This is a genomic window from Streptomyces sp. JNUCC 63 (assembly GCF_054366325.1).
The window spans coordinates 5,713,284-5,729,366 of the sequence record NZ_CM135963.1 but is presented as its reverse complement, the minus strand read 5'-3'; the positions used below and the strand labels follow the sequence as shown (position 1 = coordinate 5,729,366).

12 protein-coding genes and 1 pseudogene are annotated in these 16,083 nt (G+C 73.5%); 10 read left to right on the top strand and 3 right to left on the bottom strand.

Annotated features, from left to right (window positions below; genetic code table 11):
* The first annotated feature begins 82 nt into the window (after positions 1 to 82).
* Complete coding sequence (locus ACX25U_RS26320) at positions 83 to 1,180, top strand: S1C family serine protease (RefSeq protein ID WP_454383589.1); 1,098 nt, start codon at positions 83 to 85, stop codon at positions 1,178 to 1,180.
* Between the two features lie 43 nt (positions 1,181 to 1,223).
* Here the strand turns inward: ACX25U_RS26320 and ACX25U_RS26315 are convergent, their stop codons facing one another.
* The gene (locus ACX25U_RS26315) at positions 1,224 to 1,436 is read right to left on the bottom strand and encodes a hypothetical protein (protein ID WP_454383588.1); all 213 of its coding nucleotides are present in this window, start codon (positions 1,434 to 1,436) and stop codon (positions 1,224 to 1,226) included.
* Between the two features lie 275 nt (positions 1,437 to 1,711).
* On the opposite strand from ACX25U_RS26315, the gene ACX25U_RS26310 reads away from it, so the two are divergent.
* Positions 1,712 to 2,917 carry a bifunctional adenosylcobinamide kinase/adenosylcobinamide-phosphate guanylyltransferase gene (locus ACX25U_RS26310; protein WP_454383587.1) on the top strand — a complete coding sequence of 402 codons (1,206 nt, stop codon included), beginning with the start codon at positions 1,712 to 1,714 and terminating at the stop codon, positions 2,915 to 2,917.
* Here the strand turns inward: ACX25U_RS26310 and ACX25U_RS26305 are convergent.
* Positions 2,898 to 3,974, bottom strand: coding sequence for a class I SAM-dependent methyltransferase (locus ACX25U_RS26305; RefSeq protein ID WP_454383586.1), 1,077 nt, complete (start codon positions 3,972 to 3,974; stop codon positions 2,898 to 2,900). The two genes, ACX25U_RS26310 and ACX25U_RS26305, sit on opposite strands and share 20 nt — an antisense overlap.
* Before the next feature lie 172 nt (positions 3,975 to 4,146).
* Between ACX25U_RS26305 and cobT the strand changes: the two genes are divergently transcribed.
* The 3 genes and pseudogenes from cobT to ACX25U_RS26290 form a co-directional block, all read left to right on the top strand.
* Positions 4,147 to 5,232, top strand: coding sequence for a nicotinate-nucleotide--dimethylbenzimidazole phosphoribosyltransferase (gene cobT / locus ACX25U_RS26300; RefSeq protein ID WP_454383585.1), 1,086 nt, complete (start codon positions 4,147 to 4,149; stop codon positions 5,230 to 5,232).
* Positions 5,233 to 5,546: 314 nt separating this feature from the next.
* Positions 5,547 to 7,382 (top strand): phosphatidylglycerol lysyltransferase domain-containing protein, encoded by a 1,836-nt coding sequence (locus ACX25U_RS26295; protein ID WP_454383584.1) that lies wholly within the window; start codon positions 5,547 to 5,549, stop codon positions 7,380 to 7,382.
* Positions 7,379 to 8,032, top strand: a pseudogene (locus tag ACX25U_RS26290) (hypothetical protein); the annotation flags it as partial. The gene ACX25U_RS26295 and the pseudogene ACX25U_RS26290, both read left to right, overlap by 4 nt.
* 12 nt (positions 8,033 to 8,044) lie before the next feature.
* Here the strand turns inward: ACX25U_RS26290 and ACX25U_RS26285 are convergent.
* Positions 8,045 to 8,809 carry a hypothetical protein gene (locus tag ACX25U_RS26285; RefSeq protein ID WP_454383583.1) on the bottom strand — a complete coding sequence of 255 codons (765 nt, stop codon included), beginning with the start codon at positions 8,807 to 8,809 and terminating at the stop codon, positions 8,045 to 8,047.
* A gap of 75 nt (positions 8,810 to 8,884) precedes the next feature.
* Between ACX25U_RS26285 and ACX25U_RS26280 the strand changes: the two genes are divergently transcribed.
* From ACX25U_RS26280 to ACX25U_RS26260, 5 genes are all read left to right on the top strand, one after another.
* Positions 8,885 to 9,679, top strand: a complete 795-nt coding sequence (locus tag ACX25U_RS26280; RefSeq protein WP_454383581.1) for an adenosylcobinamide-GDP ribazoletransferase — start codon at positions 8,885 to 8,887, stop codon at positions 9,677 to 9,679.
* Positions 9,680 to 10,142: 463 nt separating this feature from the next.
* Positions 10,143 to 11,681, top strand: coding sequence for a leucyl aminopeptidase (locus tag ACX25U_RS26275; RefSeq protein ID WP_454383579.1), 1,539 nt, complete (start codon positions 10,143 to 10,145; stop codon positions 11,679 to 11,681).
* A gap of 295 nt (positions 11,682 to 11,976) precedes the next feature.
* Entirely contained in the window at positions 11,977 to 13,365 is a 1,389-nt protein-coding gene (lpdA, locus tag ACX25U_RS26270; protein ID WP_454383577.1) for a dihydrolipoyl dehydrogenase, read from the top strand.
* 61 nt (positions 13,366 to 13,426) lie between these two features.
* On the top strand, positions 13,427 to 15,217 hold the full coding sequence (gene sucB, locus ACX25U_RS26265; RefSeq protein ID WP_454383576.1) for a 2-oxoglutarate dehydrogenase, E2 component, dihydrolipoamide succinyltransferase: 1,791 nt from the start codon (positions 13,427 to 13,429) through the stop codon (positions 15,215 to 15,217).
* Positions 15,218 to 15,429: 212 nt separating this feature from the next.
* Positions 15,430 to 16,053: a GntR family transcriptional regulator gene (locus tag ACX25U_RS26260; protein ID WP_454383575.1), complete on the top strand. Its 624-nt coding sequence runs from the start codon at positions 15,430 to 15,432 to the stop codon at positions 16,051 to 16,053.
* Positions 16,054 to 16,083: the final 30 nt, after the last annotated feature.

The following is a 16,083-nucleotide window of genomic DNA, read 5'->3' as shown; positions in this document are numbered from 1 at the left end:
ACGACAGGCTCTGCACGTCTCCCGGCGCTCGTTCGGGTGAGTACCGCAAGCCCGGCCCTCGTCCCGAGGGGAGACTCGGGGCATGGATCTCTCCGCTGCCCGTGCTTCCCGGCTGGTCGGTTTCCTCGCCGTGTGGCTCTGCTGTGCCGCGCTGCTGTCCGGGTGCACCGGCTCGGCCGCCCCGGAGCCGGCCCGGAGCACGAAGGACCTCTCCGCCACCAGGGACGCCGGGCAGCGACGGGCCGACGCCCCCATGTCGGCCGACCAGCTGCAGAGCGACTACCTGCGGGTGATCAAGGACGTGCTGCCGTCGGTGGTGCAGATCCAGACCGGCCGCGAGCTGGGGTCGGGGGTCGTGTACGACGACAAGGGACACATCGTCACCAACGCGCACGTGGTGGGCAGCGCGCGCACCTTCAAGGTGACCACCGCCAACAGCGAGACGGTGCTCACCGCACACCTGGTCTCCTCCTATCCCGGGCAGGACCTCGCCGTGGTGAGGCTGGACAAGGTGCCCCCGGGGCTGCGGCCCGCCACCTTCGGCGACTCCGCGAAGGTCGAGGTGGGGCAGATCGTGCTGGCCATGGGCTCGCCGCTGGGGCTGTCGTCGAGCGTGACCCAGGGCATCGTGTCGGCGACCGGACGCATCGTCAGCGAGGGGCAGGGCGGCGGCACGGGGGCGACCATCGCCAACATGGTGCAGACCTCGGCCGCGATCAACCCGGGCAACAGCGGGGGCGCGCTGGTGAACCTCGACAGCCAGGTCATCGGCATCCCCACGCTCGCCGCCACCGAGCCCCAGCTCGGGGGCAGCGCGGCGCCCGGCATCGGCTTCGCGATCCCGGCGTCGACGGTGAAGGCGATCGCCGGCCAGATCGTCCGCTACGGCAGGGTCGTCGAATCCGGCCGGGCCGCGCTGGACATCACCGGGCGCACGGTGGTGAACGCCGCGTACCAGCCCGCGGGGGTCGCCGTCGTCGACGTGAAGGCGGGCGGCGCTGCGGACAAGGCGGGCATCCAGTCCGGGGACGTCATCGTCAAGCTCGGCGGCAAGGACATCACCACCATCACCTCGCTGTCCGAGGCGCTGGCCGCGGACAAGCCGGGGCAGCGGACCTCGGTGACGTTCGTGCGGGACGGCAGTCGGAAGACCGTGGAGGTGACGCTGGGCGAGCAGTGAGCGGGGGCGGCCGAGTACGACCGCCCCCGGCCCGGAGAAGTCCCTAGGACTCGTTGGCGTGCAGGCTCATCGGGCCGTAGATCTCCGTGGCGTCCTCGAACAGCCGTACCTGGTCCGCTCCGCCGTCGAGCAGGGCCTTCCAGTTCTCCCCGATCCATGACTCCGCGTCGCCCTGCGTGGTGAACTCCTCGGGCTGCACCGCGGGCTGGACCTCCGTCCCGTCGGCCGTCTCGAACCGCCACGTCCATGCCACCATGTACGCCTCCCTGGTTTGAACCCTCCCCAACCGAAGCAGGGGATTCCTGGCTCACGTCGCCTGCGGGCCCAGCAGGCCAGCAGGTCTTGCACGATCAACGCCAGCCGGGTTGGAACCAGCCCGGTTTGGTATTGCAAGCAAAGGAGTTGCTGTGCTGGCTTGGTTCTCGCTCAGCACGGCAAGGAGCATACCAGCCGTGCCGGATCTCGGTCCGGCTCCTGCACAGAGCCTAGCCGGGCGCGCAGGAGCTGCGGCCACCCTGGAAAATCAGGTCCGTGGACGTGACTCTGCTCGGCACCGGTGCCCCCGCGGGACTGCCCCGCCCCGACTGTCCCTGTGCGGCCTGCGCGTCGGCGCTGGGCGCGGACGCGCGGGCGGCGACCGCGCTGCTCGTGGACGGCTCGCTGCTGCTGGACCTGACGCCGGGCGCGGCGTTCGCTGCGGCGCGGGCGGGGCGTTGGCTGGGCGGTGTGACGCAGGTGCTGCTGTCCCACCCGCACGACGGGCCGGCCATCGAGGTGCCGGCCGGGCTGCCGCAGCCCGGGCGGGTGCCGGACGGGCAGGAGCTGGCGCTGCTGACGGGGCATCGGGTGCGGGCGGTGGCGCTGGACGCCCCCGGCACCGGGTACGCGGTGACCGGCCCGGACGGGCTGCGGCTGCTGTACCTGCCGCCGGGCGGCGCGCCGGCCGGTCTGGAGGAGGGCTCGGCGGAGTCGTACGACCTGGTTCTCGCGGATGTCGTGGGGCGCCCCGACGCCCTGGCCGAGCTGCGGGCGGTTGGGTCGGTGGGGCCGACCACGGACGTCGTCGCGGTCCACCTGGACCATGACGTGCCGCCGGGGCCGGAGCTGAGCCGGCGGCTCGCGGCGGCCGGGGCGCGGGCGGTGCCGGACGGTACGACGCTGGTGGTCGGGGCGTACGAGGACGTACCGGACGTGCCCCGGCGCACGCTGGTGCTCGGCGGGGCGCGCTCGGGGAAGTCGGTGGAGGCCGAACGACGGCTGGAGGCCTTCCCCGGTGTGCTGTACGTCGCCACCGGCGGGTCCCGCAGCGGGGACACCGAGTGGGCGGCCCGGGTCGCCGCGCACCGGGAGCGGCGGCCGGGTTCCTGGCGCACCGCGGAGACGTGCGACCTGGTGCCGCTCCTCGAGGAGGACGGTCCGCCGCTCCTCGTGGACTGTCTGTCCCTGTGGCTGACGGACGCGATGGACTCCGTCGGTGCCTGGGACGACGCCGAGTGGGCCGACGGCGGCGAACGCGCCCTGCGCGAGCGGGTGGCCGCGCTGACGAGCGCCCTGCGCACGACCCGGCGCACGGTGGTCGCCGTCTCCAACGAGGTGGGCTCTGGCATCGTCCCCGCCACCGCCTCCGGCCGTCGCTACCGTGACGAACTGGGCCGTCTGAACGCGGCGTTCGCGGCGGAGTGCGAGCACGTGCTGCTGGTGGTGGCGGGCCAGGCCGTCACGCTGCGCGGGCGATGACGCGGTAGGCGTTGGACAGGCCGGGGGTGCGGCACAGGAGGGGGGACAGGAGGAAGTCCAGGACGGCGGCCGCGTCCACCAGGGGGCTGGTCACGGTGGACAGGACCGCGCGCAGGGCGCGTTGGAGGGTGGTCGGCGGGGCGTCGTGCCAGGGGGCGTCGGCTGCGGGCAGGGCGTGGGCGAGGCCCAGGGCGACGGCTGCCGACAGGTCGCCCGGGGTGTGCGGGGTGCGGCGGTCGGTGACCAGGACCGTGCAGCCCTGGGACTCCAGTTCCGCGCGCAGGTTGTGCAGGGGCAGCAGGTGCAGATGGCGCGGCTGGCCGTGCGGCAGCCACCACTTGCCCAGCAGCAGGGCGAACAGGCAGCGCGGATCGGGGAGTTCGATCAGCAGGTGGCCGCCGGGGCGCAGCACGGTCAGGGCGCCGCGCAACTCGGCGCGGGGGTCCGGCACATGGGCCAGGTGGTGGAAGATGCTGACCACGTCGTAGCGCCCGCGCAGGCGCTCGGCGACGTGCGGGTCGGCGAGGTGGCCGATGTGGGCCTCCTCGACCCGCCCGTCCGCGCGGGCCCGCTCCACGCGCGGGGTGGGGTCCAGGCCGTCGAAGGAGGTGTACGGGAACACCTCCTGCGCGGCCCGGGGAAAGTGGCCGTGGCCGGTGCCGACGTCCAGCCAGGCCTCCGGTTCCCCGACGCCCCGCATCAGGTGCGCGTCCCAGCGGTGCCGCCGGTGGCCGCGGCGGGCCGCGAGCGCCGGGTCGGCGAACCCCTCCGGGTCGGTTTCGTCGAAGTCCCGGTGGTAGAAGGCCAGTCCGGCGGGGGTGAGACGGGGGTTCTGGAAGGCGTGGCCGCAGTCCCGGCACTGGGCGAGCGCGAACGTGCCCGGCTTGTGCTGGAGCAGGTCCGGCGCGCGCAGCCGGGTGCGCAGCCGCCGGGAGCCGCACCAGGGGCAGTCCTCGCGGGGCGGCTCCTGGAAGCGGCGCGTGCCCTGGGCGAGTTCGGAGGCGTACGCGATGCGGCGCGGGTCGTAGAACCGCGGGGCGTACGGCAGGGGCGGCATGGGCGGCTCCTGGGGGCGAGGACGATTCGCTGAAACGGTCTGCTGAACAATTCACTACAAAGTTGGCGCAAAGGGAACGTAGGGGATCGGGATCCCGGGCGGAAAGACGCCGTACGGGTGTGGCGCCGACGTGGCACCGCCCTGTTCGACCAGGGCCGGTACTGTTCGGCGAATGAGCTCGCTGAATCTCGACGACTTCACCGATCTGATCGAGCGTCCCGACGGCGGTGTGCGCCGTGACGCGGAGGCGCGCCGGGAGCGTCAGATCGTGCCGCCCGGGGCACTGGGCCGCCTCGACGAACTGGGTGAGTGGCTGGCCGCGGCCCAGGCCTCCGTCCCGGTGCGGCCGGTGGAACGGCCGCGGGTGGTGCTGTTCGCCGGCGATCACGGGATCGCCGAGCGGGGCGTCTCGGTCCGGTCGGCGGGCGGCGCCGAGCAGCTGGTGCGGGCGGTACTGGAGGGCGGCCGGCCGGTGTCCGTGCTGGCCCGGCGGCTCGGCGTACCGGTGCGGGTGGTCGACATGGCGCTGGACTGCGCGCCCGAGACGCTGCCCGAGGACGTCGTACGGCACCGGGTGCGGCGCGGCAGCGGGTGCATCGACGTGGAGGACGCGCTGACCCCGGAGGAGGCGGAGGCCGCCTTCCGGGCCGGGGTGGCGGTGGCCGACGAGGAGGCCGACTCCGGTACGGATCTGGTGGTGCTCGGCGACGTCAGCGTGGGCGGGACGACGCCGGCCGCCGTGCTGATCGCCGCGCTGTGCGGGACGGACGCCTCCGTGGTGACCGGGCGCGGCGGCGAGCCCATCGACGACCTGACGTGGATGCGCAAGTGCGCGGCGATCCGGGACGCGCTGCGCCGGGCGCGGCCCGTGCTCGGCGACCAGTTGCGGCTGCTGGCCGCGGTGGGCGGCGCCGACCTGGCCGCGACGACGGGCTTCCTGCTGCAGTGCGCGGTACGGAAGCTGCCGGTCATCCTGGACGGCGTGGTGTCGGCCGCGTGCGCCCTGGTGGGGCAGCGGGTGGCGTTCCGGGCCCCGGACTGGTGGCTGGCCGGCCACAGCAGCGGCGAGCCGGGCCAGGCCAAGGCCCTGGACCGCCTGGCCCTGGAACCCCTCCTCGACCACGGCGTGACCGTCGGCGAGGGAGTGGGCGCCCTCCTGGCCCTCCCCCTGGTCCAGTCCGCCGCCGCCCTGGCCGCGGAGCTTCCCGAGCGCCCGGAGGACTGGGGCGAGCCGGAGGAGAAGGAGAGCGAGGAGTAGCCGAGGGCGGACGGGGGGGCAGCCGAGAGCCGGACAGGCGGCGGCCGGGAGCCGGACGGGAAGCAGCCGAGGACCGGACAAGCGGCGGCCGGGTCCGCGCATTCCGCGCTGCCCTGGCCGCGCGGGCCGAGGCCCTGTCGTCGGATTCCCGCCTGCCGCGCGACACCCGGCACTCCCCCAAGCTCTTCGAGCAGGGGGTACCCCCACCCCGAGCTCTGAACGAGCGAGGGGTATCCCGTCGCCGCCGGGGTCGAGCACGGACGGCGGACCGAAAAGAGCGGTTCGCCGGGGTGACGCCCATATGATCTTTCATCATGGGAGATGCCCGAATTGCCGAGCGTGAGGGGTGGGCTCCGGTCCGCGCGAGCGAGGTGGCGCGGCCGGCCGGCACCACCTCGCGGCCGGCCGGCGGTACTCCGCGGCGGGCCGCCGCCTTCGCCGTCTGGTACCTGCGGGCGGTGGCGTTCGTCAACTTTCTCAGCGCGGTGTGGGTCTCCCTGGGGCAGGACGTGCGGCGGCACAACCAGGAGGACCTGTTCACGCCGTACCTGCTCACCGCCGGCTTCGCCTCCGGCGTGTTCGCCGCCTTCCTGGCCGTCACCATGCGCCGCCGCAAGCGGGCCGCGTGGATCCTGAACCTCGCGCTCAGCGGGCCGTTCCTGGCGCTGTTCGCGTTCACGATGACCTTCCCGGAGATTCGCCGCTTCCCGCAGAACTGGGTCTCCCTGGTCATCACCGCCGCCTTCGTCGCCGCGCTGCTGCTCGGGCGCCGGGAGTTCTACGCCAAGGGCGACCGGGCCAACCCGCGGCTCGCCGCCGCCGTCGCGGCCGCCGGGCTGCTGCTGTCCTCGCTGCTCGCCGCGCTGCTGGTGACGGTCACCAACCAGGCACCGGACGCGTCCCGTTCGACGTACCTCCAGCGCTGGCACTACGGCACCCTGCGGCTGGTCTCGGTCGCCGCCTCCGGAGCCCACGTCCCCGGAATCGACACGCCGAACTGGACGAACGTGTCGATCAACGTGCTCTCCACCGCCCTGGTCCTCGCCGTCCTCTACGCCGCCTTCCGCTCCCGCCGCGCCGTCGACCCGCTCACGAAGGACGACGAGAAACGGCTGCGCGAACTGCTGGCGGCACACGGCGAACGCGACTCGCTCGGCTACTTCGCGCTGCGCCGCGAGAAGAGCGTCGTCTGGTCGCCGACCGGCAAGGCCGCCGTCGCCTACCGCGTGGTCGGCGGAGTGTCCCTGGCCTCGGGGGATCCGCTCGGCGACCCCGAGGCCTGGCCCGGCGCCATCGAGCCGTGGCTGGCCGAGGCGCGGGCGCACGGCTGGATCCCGGCCGTGATGGGCGCGAGCCAGGAGGCCGGCACGGTGTACGCGCGGCACGGCCTGGACGCCCTGGAACTGGGCGACGAGGCCGTGGTGGAGGTCGCCGACTTCACCCTGGAGGGCCGGGCCATGCGTGCCGTACGGCAGGCCTGCAACCGCGTCGCGCGCGCGGGGTACTCGGTGCGCATCCGGCGGCACGGGGACATCCCGGCGGACGAGATGGCGTACCTGGTCGAACGGGCCGACGACTGGCGGGACGGGCCCACCGAGCGCGGCTTCAGCATGGCGCTGGGCCGACTCGGCGACCCGGCCGACGGGCGGTGCGTGATGCTGGAGTGCCACGACGCCCACGGCGAGCTCAGGGCCCTGCTGTCCTTCGTGCCCTGGGGGCCGTACGGGCTGTCCCTGGACCTGATGCGGCGCGACCGGCACGCCGGGAACGGACTCGTGGAGTTCATGGTGCTGGAGCTGCTGCGCCGCGCCGGGGAGATCGGAATCACCCAGGTCTCGCTCAACTTCGCCATGTTCCGCTCGGTCTTCGAACGTGGGGCGCGCCTCGGCGCCGGGCCGGTGCTGAGGGTGTGGCGGTCGCTGCTCGGCTTCTTCTCCCGCTGGTGGCAGATCGAGTCGCTGTACCGCGCCAACGCCAAGTACCGGCCCGTCTGGGAGCCGCGGTTCCTGCTCTTCGAGAAGAGCGCGGACCTGCCGCGCATCGGCCTCGCGTCGGCGCGCGCGGAGGGCTTCCTGGAGGTGCCGGGACTGCCGAAGTGGCCGCGCCTGCCGCACCGATCGCACCGAGGGCACCTGGAGACGCACGGATGACCGCACTCGCCCGCTGGACCCGCGCCGAATGGGGGCTGGTGTACGCCACCGTGCGCGAGCCGCTGCTCCGGCGGCGCCTGCGGGCGATCCCGATGACGCTCGCGGCGGTGTGCCTGACGGCGCTGCTGCAGTGCGTGCAGAACCAGCCCTGGGGCTACGGCCTCGTCCAGCACCTCGGCGCCGTACGGGCCGCCGAACCCCTATGGCTCGCGCTGCTGCACACCCCGCTGTCGCTGTTCGTGCCCGCGCTGGATCTGCCGGTGTGGGGCGCGCTGGCGCAGATCCTGTTCGTGTTCGGCATCGCCGAGATCTGCCTGGGCCCGCGCCGCACCCTCGCCGTCGCCTACCTCGCCACCCTCTCCGGAACCCTGTACGCGCGCGTGGGCGTCGCCCTCGGCCCGCACCTCCCGCTGGGCCTGCCCGCCACCGACGCGCACGTGGTGGACGCCGGTCCGTCGGCCGCCGTGGTGGGCCTCGCGGTGTACCTCGGCCTGCGCTACGGGGCGTACGTCACGGCGGTCGCGGTCACCGCGGCGATGGCGCTGGAGGTGGCGCTGAAGGAGAACCTGGCCGGCAAGGAGCACCTGGCCGCGATCCTGGGGGTGCTGCTGGCGTGCGGGCTGTCGGCGCTGCGTCACCGGGCGGCCCGCCGGTGGCGCGGGTCATCTGCGTCCCGGAAGGCGGGCCTGCTGCGCGTCCGGCTTGCCGCCGATCCAGTCCTGGAACGCCCGGCGGGGACCGGACCAGCGGCGGTCGTGGCGGTCGGCGCGCAGCCCGGCGCGGGCCCGGGCGCGCGGACGGCGGCGATAGAAGCGCCTGGCCCAGTAGGAGCCGGGGCGGGCCAGGCGGATCGCGCCGAACAGCGCGATGAACGGGATGATCACACCGAACAGGGCGATACGGCCCTTGCCCTTGCTGAGGGCCACCAGGGAGAACAGGAAGTTCACGACCACGGTGATGATGACCGTGCCGCGGTTCTGCAGTTCGCCCGCGGACAGGTTGCTGACACCGAACGGTGAGAAGCCGGCGAGCACCAGCCCGACCAGCGCCGCGGTGATGACGACGACCTCGACGCTCTTGCGGCCGGCCTCGGTCCAGTAGACGTCGTCCAGGTGCAGGATCAGCGCGAACTCGTCCAGCACCAGACCCGCACCGATCCCGAAGACCACCGCGGAGGCCTCCGTGCCGAGACCGCGCCCGTTGCTGGCGACCGCGCCGAAGCCGCCGAGGACGGTCAGGACCACGCCGGGCACCACGTGGTGGATGTGCAGACCGCCGGCCTTGACGTTGCCGAAGGGGCCCTTTCCGGCGCGGATCAGGCGGGTGATGGTCCGGGTGACCACGAAGGTCAGGACGAACGCGGCGAGGGCGAGGAGCAGGGGCAGTTTCCCGGGTTCGACGATGTTGCGCTCCAGCCAGTGCCCCATGGGTGTAGTGTGCCGCGCCCGCCGGTGCGCCGCCCGCCCGCGGAGGGGCCCACGTCGGTCCCGTAGTCTGCCCGGGTGTCCACGACCCCCCGGCCGGTTCCCCCGCCGCACGGACTGCGGTTCGCCTTCGGCACCCTCACCGTGCTTCCGGTCCGGGTCGGCCGCTGGGACCGCGAGGCCGCACGCGCGGGAATGCTCTGCGCGCCGCTCGCCGGACTCGTGGTCGGGGTGGCGGCGGCGGCCGTGGGACTGCTGCTGCTCCTCCTCGGCGCCGGCCCGCCGCTCGCCGCCGTCGCCACCGTCGCCGTGCCCGCCGTGCTGACCCGCGGTCTGCACCTCGACGGACTCGCCGACACCGCGGACGGGCTGGGCAGCGGCAAGCCCGCCGAGGACGCGCTGCGGATCATGAAGCAGTCGGACATCGGCCCCTTCGGGGTGATCACCCTCGTCCTCGTCCTGCTCGCCCAGGTGGCCGCCCTGACCCGGGCCTACGACGACTCCTGGGCCCGGGGCGCACTCGCCGCCGTCGTCTCGGCGACCGCCGCCCGGCTGGCCCTGACCCTGGCCGCCCGCACCGGGGTCCCGGCCGCCCGCCCGGAGGGGCTGGGCGCCGCGGTCGCGGAAGTGGTCCCGATACCGGGCGCGATCGCCACGGCCCTCGCCGTCACCCTGGCGGCGGCAGCGGCGGGCGCGCGCTTCGGCCCGTACGCCTGCGCCCTCACCGCCCTCTCGGTCCTCGCCGCCCTCGCCGCCGCCGAACTCCTCCTGCGCCACTGCACGCGCCGCTTCGGCGGCGTGACGGGCGACGTCTTCGGCGCCCTGTCCGAGACGGCGGCCACGACTGCCCTGGTCCTTCTCGCGCTGCGCTGAAGAGCCTGGTCCTTCTCGCGCTGCGCCGAAGAGACCGGCTCGGCAGGTCCGTCAGCTCGTACTCGGCGTGGAGGACCGGCTGCCACGCCCCGGTCGTGGGCGAGCCCGGTGATCAGGCGGTTGCGGCGAGCCGGGCGGCCGGCCGCCGTGCTGCCACTGCCGGCCCGTGCCCGGCCGCCGGCGCTCGGCGGCAGCCGTCCGCCGGCCGCGCCGGACCGCCCGGCAGAGCCGCTGTGGGCGCCCCGGGTCACGGGCGTGCGGGCCGGAAAGCAACGGCGGCGCCGCCCCCGGGCACACACCCGCGGAGCGGATCCGCGGCGGGGCGCGCGTAGGCTCGGAGCGGGTGTTTGCCTGCCCGGGTGAAGACCGCGCCGGAGGAGAGTTCTAGGGTCGGTGGTCGGGCCCGGTCGACCCACCTGTTTTCGGCCACACACCTCTCACAGGGAAGCGAGATTTCACCACCGTGACTGCTCTCACTCTCAGCACCGCCGCGGCGCCCGGCCTGCGGGCCGACGCGATCGTGATCGGTGTCGCCAAGGGCGCTGGATCCAGGTCCGGGAACCTGGTCGTCGCACCGGGCGCCGAGACCGTCGACCAGGCGTACGACGGCAAGCTCGCCGGTGTCCTGGAGACCCTCGGTGCCTCCGGTGCCGAGGGCGAGGTGACGAAACTGCCGGCCCCCGCCGGTTTCAAGGCCCCGCTCGTCCTCGCGGTGGGCCTCGGCCCGCAGCCCGAGAAGGACGCCGCCTACGACGCCGAGGCGCTGCGCCGGGCCGCCGGTGTGGCCGCCCGCGCCCTCGCCGGGGCCAAGAAGGCCGCCTTCGCGCTGCCGCTCGCGGACGCCGCCGACGCCGCCGCGGTCGGCGAGGGGGCCCTGCTCGGTGCGTACTCCTTCGACACCTACAAGAACAACGGCAAGGACGCCAAGGCCCGCGAAGCCAAGGCTCCGCTCGCCGACGTCGTCCTGCTCGGCGGCAAGCCCCGCGACAAGGCGTACAAGGCGGCCGTCGAGCGTGCCACCGCCGTCTGCGAGGAGCTCAACCGCGCCCGCGACCTGGTCAACACCCCGCCGAACGACCTCGACCCGGCCGCGTTCGCCGCCGTCGCGCAGGAGGCGGCCAAGGAGCACGGCCTGAAGGTGCAGGTGCTCGACGAGAAGGCGCTCGCCAAGGGCGGCTACGGCGGCATCCTGGGCGTCGGCTCCGGCTCGGCCTCCGCCCCGCGGCTGGTCAAGCTGTCGTACACCTCCGCCAAGGCGAAGAAGCACCTCGCCCTCGTCGGCAAGGGCATCACCTACGACTCGGGCGGCATCTCGCTCAAGCCGGCCGGTCACAACGAGACGATGAAGTGCGACATGAGCGGCGCCGCCGCCGTGTTCGCCGCGGTCGTCGCCGCCGCGCGGCTCGGCCTGGAGGTCAACGTCACCGGATGGCTGGCGCTGGCCGAGAACATGCCCTCCGGCTCCGCCACCCGTCCGGGCGACGTGCTGCGCATGTTCAGCGGCAAGACGGTGGAGGTGCTCAACACCGACGCCGAGGGCCGGCTCGTCCTCGCGGACGCGCTGTGGGCCGCCTCCCAGGAGAAGCCGGACGCCATCGTGGACGTCGCGACCCTGACCGGCGCGATGATGCTGGCGCTGGGCAACCGGACCTTCGGGGTCATGGCGAACGACGACACGTTCCGCTCCGCGGTGTTCGAGGCGGCGGGGGAGGCCGGCGAGGACGCCTGGCCGATGCCGCTGCCGGAGCACCTGCGCAAGGGGATGGACTCCCCCGTCGCCGACATCGCGAACATGGGCGAGCGGATGGGCGGCGGGCTGGTCGCCGGTCTGTTCCTGCGCGAGTTCGTCGTGGACGGCATCACGTGGGCACACCTGGACATCGCCGGGCCGGCGTTCAATGAACAGGGACCCTTCGGGTACACGCCGAAGGGTGGGACGGGGTCCGCGGTGCGGACGCTCGTTCGACTTGCCGAACGAGCGGCTTCCGGTGACCTCGGCTGAGTTCGCGGCTGAGTTCGCGTAAGAGCTCGGTCCAGTCCGTCGCACGGCGGCTGCGGGCGCGGGGGGGTTGTTCGCGCAGTTCCCCGCGCCCCTTCGGCGGGCTGCTCCGCCGTAGGTCGCATACGTGCCGTGTCTCACACTCCAGCCCGGCGTCTCGTTCCCCTCCCACAAGTGCGAAGATGGGCGGCGGCAGGACAGGGCCCCCACCGAAGGGCCGAAAATCAAGCGGCCGGACACCAGCCGCCTGCCGGCCACCGACGGCCGGCGCACGGCGCACATGCATGGAGGACGTGACGTGGCGAACGACGCCAGCACCGTTTTCGACCTAGTGATCCTCGGCGGTGGCAGCGGTGGTTACGCCGCGGCCCTGCGCGGGGCGCAGCTGGGCCTGGACGTCGCCCTGATCGAGAAGGACAAGGTCGGCGGTACCTGCCTGCACCGGGGTTGCATCCCCACCAAGGCCCTGCTGCACGCGGGCGAGATCGCCGACCAGGCCCGCGAGAGCGAGCAGTTCGGCGTCAAGGCCGCTTTCGAGGGCATCGACGTCCCTGCCGTCCACAAGTACAAGGACGACGTGATCTCGGGCCTGTACAAGGGTCTGCAGGGGCTCATCGCCTCCCGCAAGGTCACCTACATCGAGGGCGAGGGCCGGCTGTCCTCCCCCACCTCCGTCGACGTCAACGGGCAGCGGATCCAGGGCCGCCACGTCCTCCTGGCGACCGGTTCCGTGCCGAAGTCCCTGCCGGGCCTGCAGATCGACGGCAACCGCGTCATCTCCTCCGACCACGCCCTCGTCCTGGACCGTGTGCCGAAGTCCGCGATCGTCCTGGGCGGCGGCGTGATCGGCGTGGAGTTCGCCTCCGCGTGGAAGTCCTTCGGCTCCGACGTCACGATCATCGAGGGCCTCAAGCACCTCGTCCCGGTCGAGGACGAGAACTCCTCGAAGCTGCTGGAGCGCGCCTTCCGCAAGCGCGGGATCAAGTTCAACCTCGGCACCTTCTTCCAGAAGGCCGAGTACACCCAGGACGGGGTCAAGGTCACCCTCGCCGACGGCAAGGAGTTCGAGGCCGAGGTCCTGCTCGTCGCCGTCGGCCGCGGCCCGGTCTCCCAGGGCCTGGGCTACGAGGAGGCCGGGGTCGCCATGGACCGCGGCTACGTCCTCGTCGACGAGTACATGCGCACCAACGTCCCGACCATCTCCGCCGTCGGCGACCTCGTCCCGACGCTGCAGCTCGCGCACGTCGGCTTCGCGGAGGGCATCCTGGTGGCGGAGCGTCTGGCCGGTCTGAAGGCCGTTCCGATCGACTACGACGGTGTCCCTCGGGTGACGTACTGCCACCCGGAGGTCGCCTCCGTCGGCATCACCGAGGCCAAGGCCAAGGAGATCTACGGCGCGGACAAGGTCGTCGCCCTGAAGTACAACCTGGCGGGCAACGGCAAGAGCAAGATCCTGAAGACCGCGGGCGAGATCAAGCTCGTCCAGGTCAAGGACGGCGCCGTGGTCGGCGTCCACATGGTCGGCGACCGCATGGGCGAGCAGGTCGGCGAGGCCCAGCTGATCTACAACTGGGAGGCGCTGCCGGCCGAGGTGGCCCAGCTCATCCACGCCCACCCGACCCAGAACGAGGCGCTCGGCGAGGCCCACCTGGCCCTGGCCGGCAAGCCGCTGCACTCCCACGACTGACGCCTTCGTCATCGGGCGCGACGACACAGACTTCCGCACTTCGTAAGGAGCAACCGAAACCATGGCGGTTTCCGTAACCCTTCCGGCGCTCGGCGAGAGCGTCACCGAGGGCACTGTCACCCGCTGGCTGAAGGCCGAGGGCGAGCGCGTCGAGGCCGACGAGCCGCTGCTCGAGGTCTCCACCGACAAGGTCGACACCGAGATCCCCTCGCCCGTCGCCGGTGTGCTGTCCTCGATCAAGGTCGCCGAGGACGAGACCGTCGAGGTCGGCGCCGAGCTGGCCGTCATCGACGACGGTTCCGGCGCCCCCGCCGCGGCCCCGGCCCCCGCCGCCGAGCAGGCCCCGGCCCCGGCCCCGACCCCGACGGCCGCCCCGGCCGCCCAGGCCCCGGCCGCTCCCTCCACCGAGCAGGCCGCCCCCGCCCCGGCTCCCACGGCCGAGGCCGCCGCCGGTGCCGGCACCGCCGAGGGCACGGACGTGGTCCTGCCCGCGCTCGGCGAGTCCGTCACCGAGGGCACCGTCACCCGCTGGCTGAAGTCGGTCGGTGACTCCGTCGAGGCCGACGAGCCGCTGCTCGAGGTCTCCACCGACAAGGTCGACACCGAGATCCCCTCGCCCGTCGCCGGTGTGCTGCTCGAGATCGTGGTCGGCGAGGACGAGACCGCCGAGGTCGGCGCCAAGCTCGCCGTCGTCGGCGCCCCGGGCGCCGCTCCCGCGGCCGCCCCCGCCCCGGCCGCACCGGCTCCGGCGCCCGCCGCCGAGGCCCCGGCCCCCGCGGCTCCCGCCCCGGCACCCGCTCCCGCCGCCCCGGCCCCGCAGGCCCCGACGGCTCCGGCCCCGCAGCAGCAGGTGACCCCGGCTCCCGCGCCGGCCCCCGCCGCGCCCGCCCCGGCCGCGGCCCCCGCCGCCGCCCGGCCGACCGACGAGGGCGCGTACGTGACCCCGCTGGTGCGCAAGCTCGCCGCCGAGAACGGCGTCGACCTGTCCGCCGTCAAGGGCACGGGCGTCGGCGGGCGTATCCGCAAGCAGGACGTGCTCGCCGCCGCCGAGGCCGCGAAGGCCGCCGCCCCGGCCGCCGCCGCTCCGGCCGCCCCCGCCGCGAGGAAGGCCCCGGTCCTGGAGGCCTCCCCGCTGCGCGGCCAGACCATCAAGATGCCGCGGATCCGCAAGGTCATCGGCGACAACATGGTCAAGGCCCTGCACGAGCAGGCCCAGCTGTCCTCGGTGGTCGAGGTCGACGTGACCCGCCTGATGAAGCTGCGCGCCCGGGCGAAGGAGCCCTTCGCCGCGCGTGAGGGCGTCAAGCTCTCCCCGATGCCGTTCTTCGTCAAGGCCGCCGCCCAGGCGCTGAAGGCCCACCCGGTCATCAACGCGAAGATCAACGAGGCCGAGGGGACCATCACCTACTTCGACACCGAGCACATCGGTATCGCGGTGGACTCCGAGAAGGGCCTGATGACCCCGGTCATCAAGAACGCCGGTGACCTCAACATCGCCGGTATCGCCAAGGCCACCGCCGACCTGGCGGCCAAGGTCCGCGGCAACAGGATCACGCCGGACGAGCTGGCCGGTGCGACCTTCACCGTCTCCAACACCGGTTCGCGTGGCGCACTGTTCGACACGATCATCGTGCCGCCGGGCCAGGTCGCGATCCTCGGCATCGGCGCCACCGTCAAGCGCCCGGCCGTCATCGAGACCGAGGAGGGAACGGTCATCGGCGTCCGCGACATGACGTACCTGACCCTCTCCTACGACCACCGCCTGGTGGACGGTGCCGACGCGGCCCGTTACCTGACGGCGGTCAAGGCGATCCTGGAGGCGGGCGAGTTCGAGGTCGAGCTCGGTCTCTGATCCCCGCTCTCGGGAACAGCAGTACGGCGCCCCCGTCCGGAGCACTCCGGGCGGGGGCGCCGCTTTGCCCGTTCTTGGCCTCGACGGCGTGTAAGCCTCGTCTCACCTGCGTGAAAGCGCCCGTATGCGCCCTTCCGCGTACCGCCGACCGCCGTATTGTCTAAGCGTCAACGCCCTCGGGGACCCGCCGGTCCCCCGCTAAGGAGCCCTCCATGACCGCGCCCCTTGTCCACTCGCTGCGCGAGCAGATCCGCGAGCACATCGTGGAGGGGATCGTCAGCGGGCGCTGGAAGCCGGGCGAGCGGATCGTGGAGCGGCGGATCGCGACCGAGCTGGAGGTCAGCCAGACGCCGGTGCGGGAGGCGCTGCGCGAGCTGGAGTCGCTGCGGCTGATCGAGTCGGCACCCAACAAGGGCGTACGGGTGCGGAATCTGACCGCCGCCGACCTGGAGGAGAGCTACCCGGTCCGGGCCGGCCTGGAGGCCATCGCGGCGGAGCTGGCGGCCCAGCGTCTGGCCGACGACTGCTCGGCGCTGGAGGCGCACGTGGCCGCGCTGTACGAGGCCGACCGCAAGGCCGACGGCACGGCCCAGGTGCGGCACACGGTGGCCTTCCACCGCGAGATGGTCCGCGCGGCCGGCAACTCGGTGCTGCTGCACACCTGGGAGGGCCTGGGCATCGAGGTGTTCACCGCGCTGTCGATCCGCTGGCTGGGCACGGTCCAGCAGTCGTACGCGGAGGAGCACGAGGAGCTGGTGCAGGCGTTCCGGCGGCGCGATCCGCGGATCGCCGAGCTGGTCAAGGCGCACGTCCTCGGCTGCGCGCCGCGGGCTTGATCCAGTCGAGCACTCCCCCGCTCACCAGGG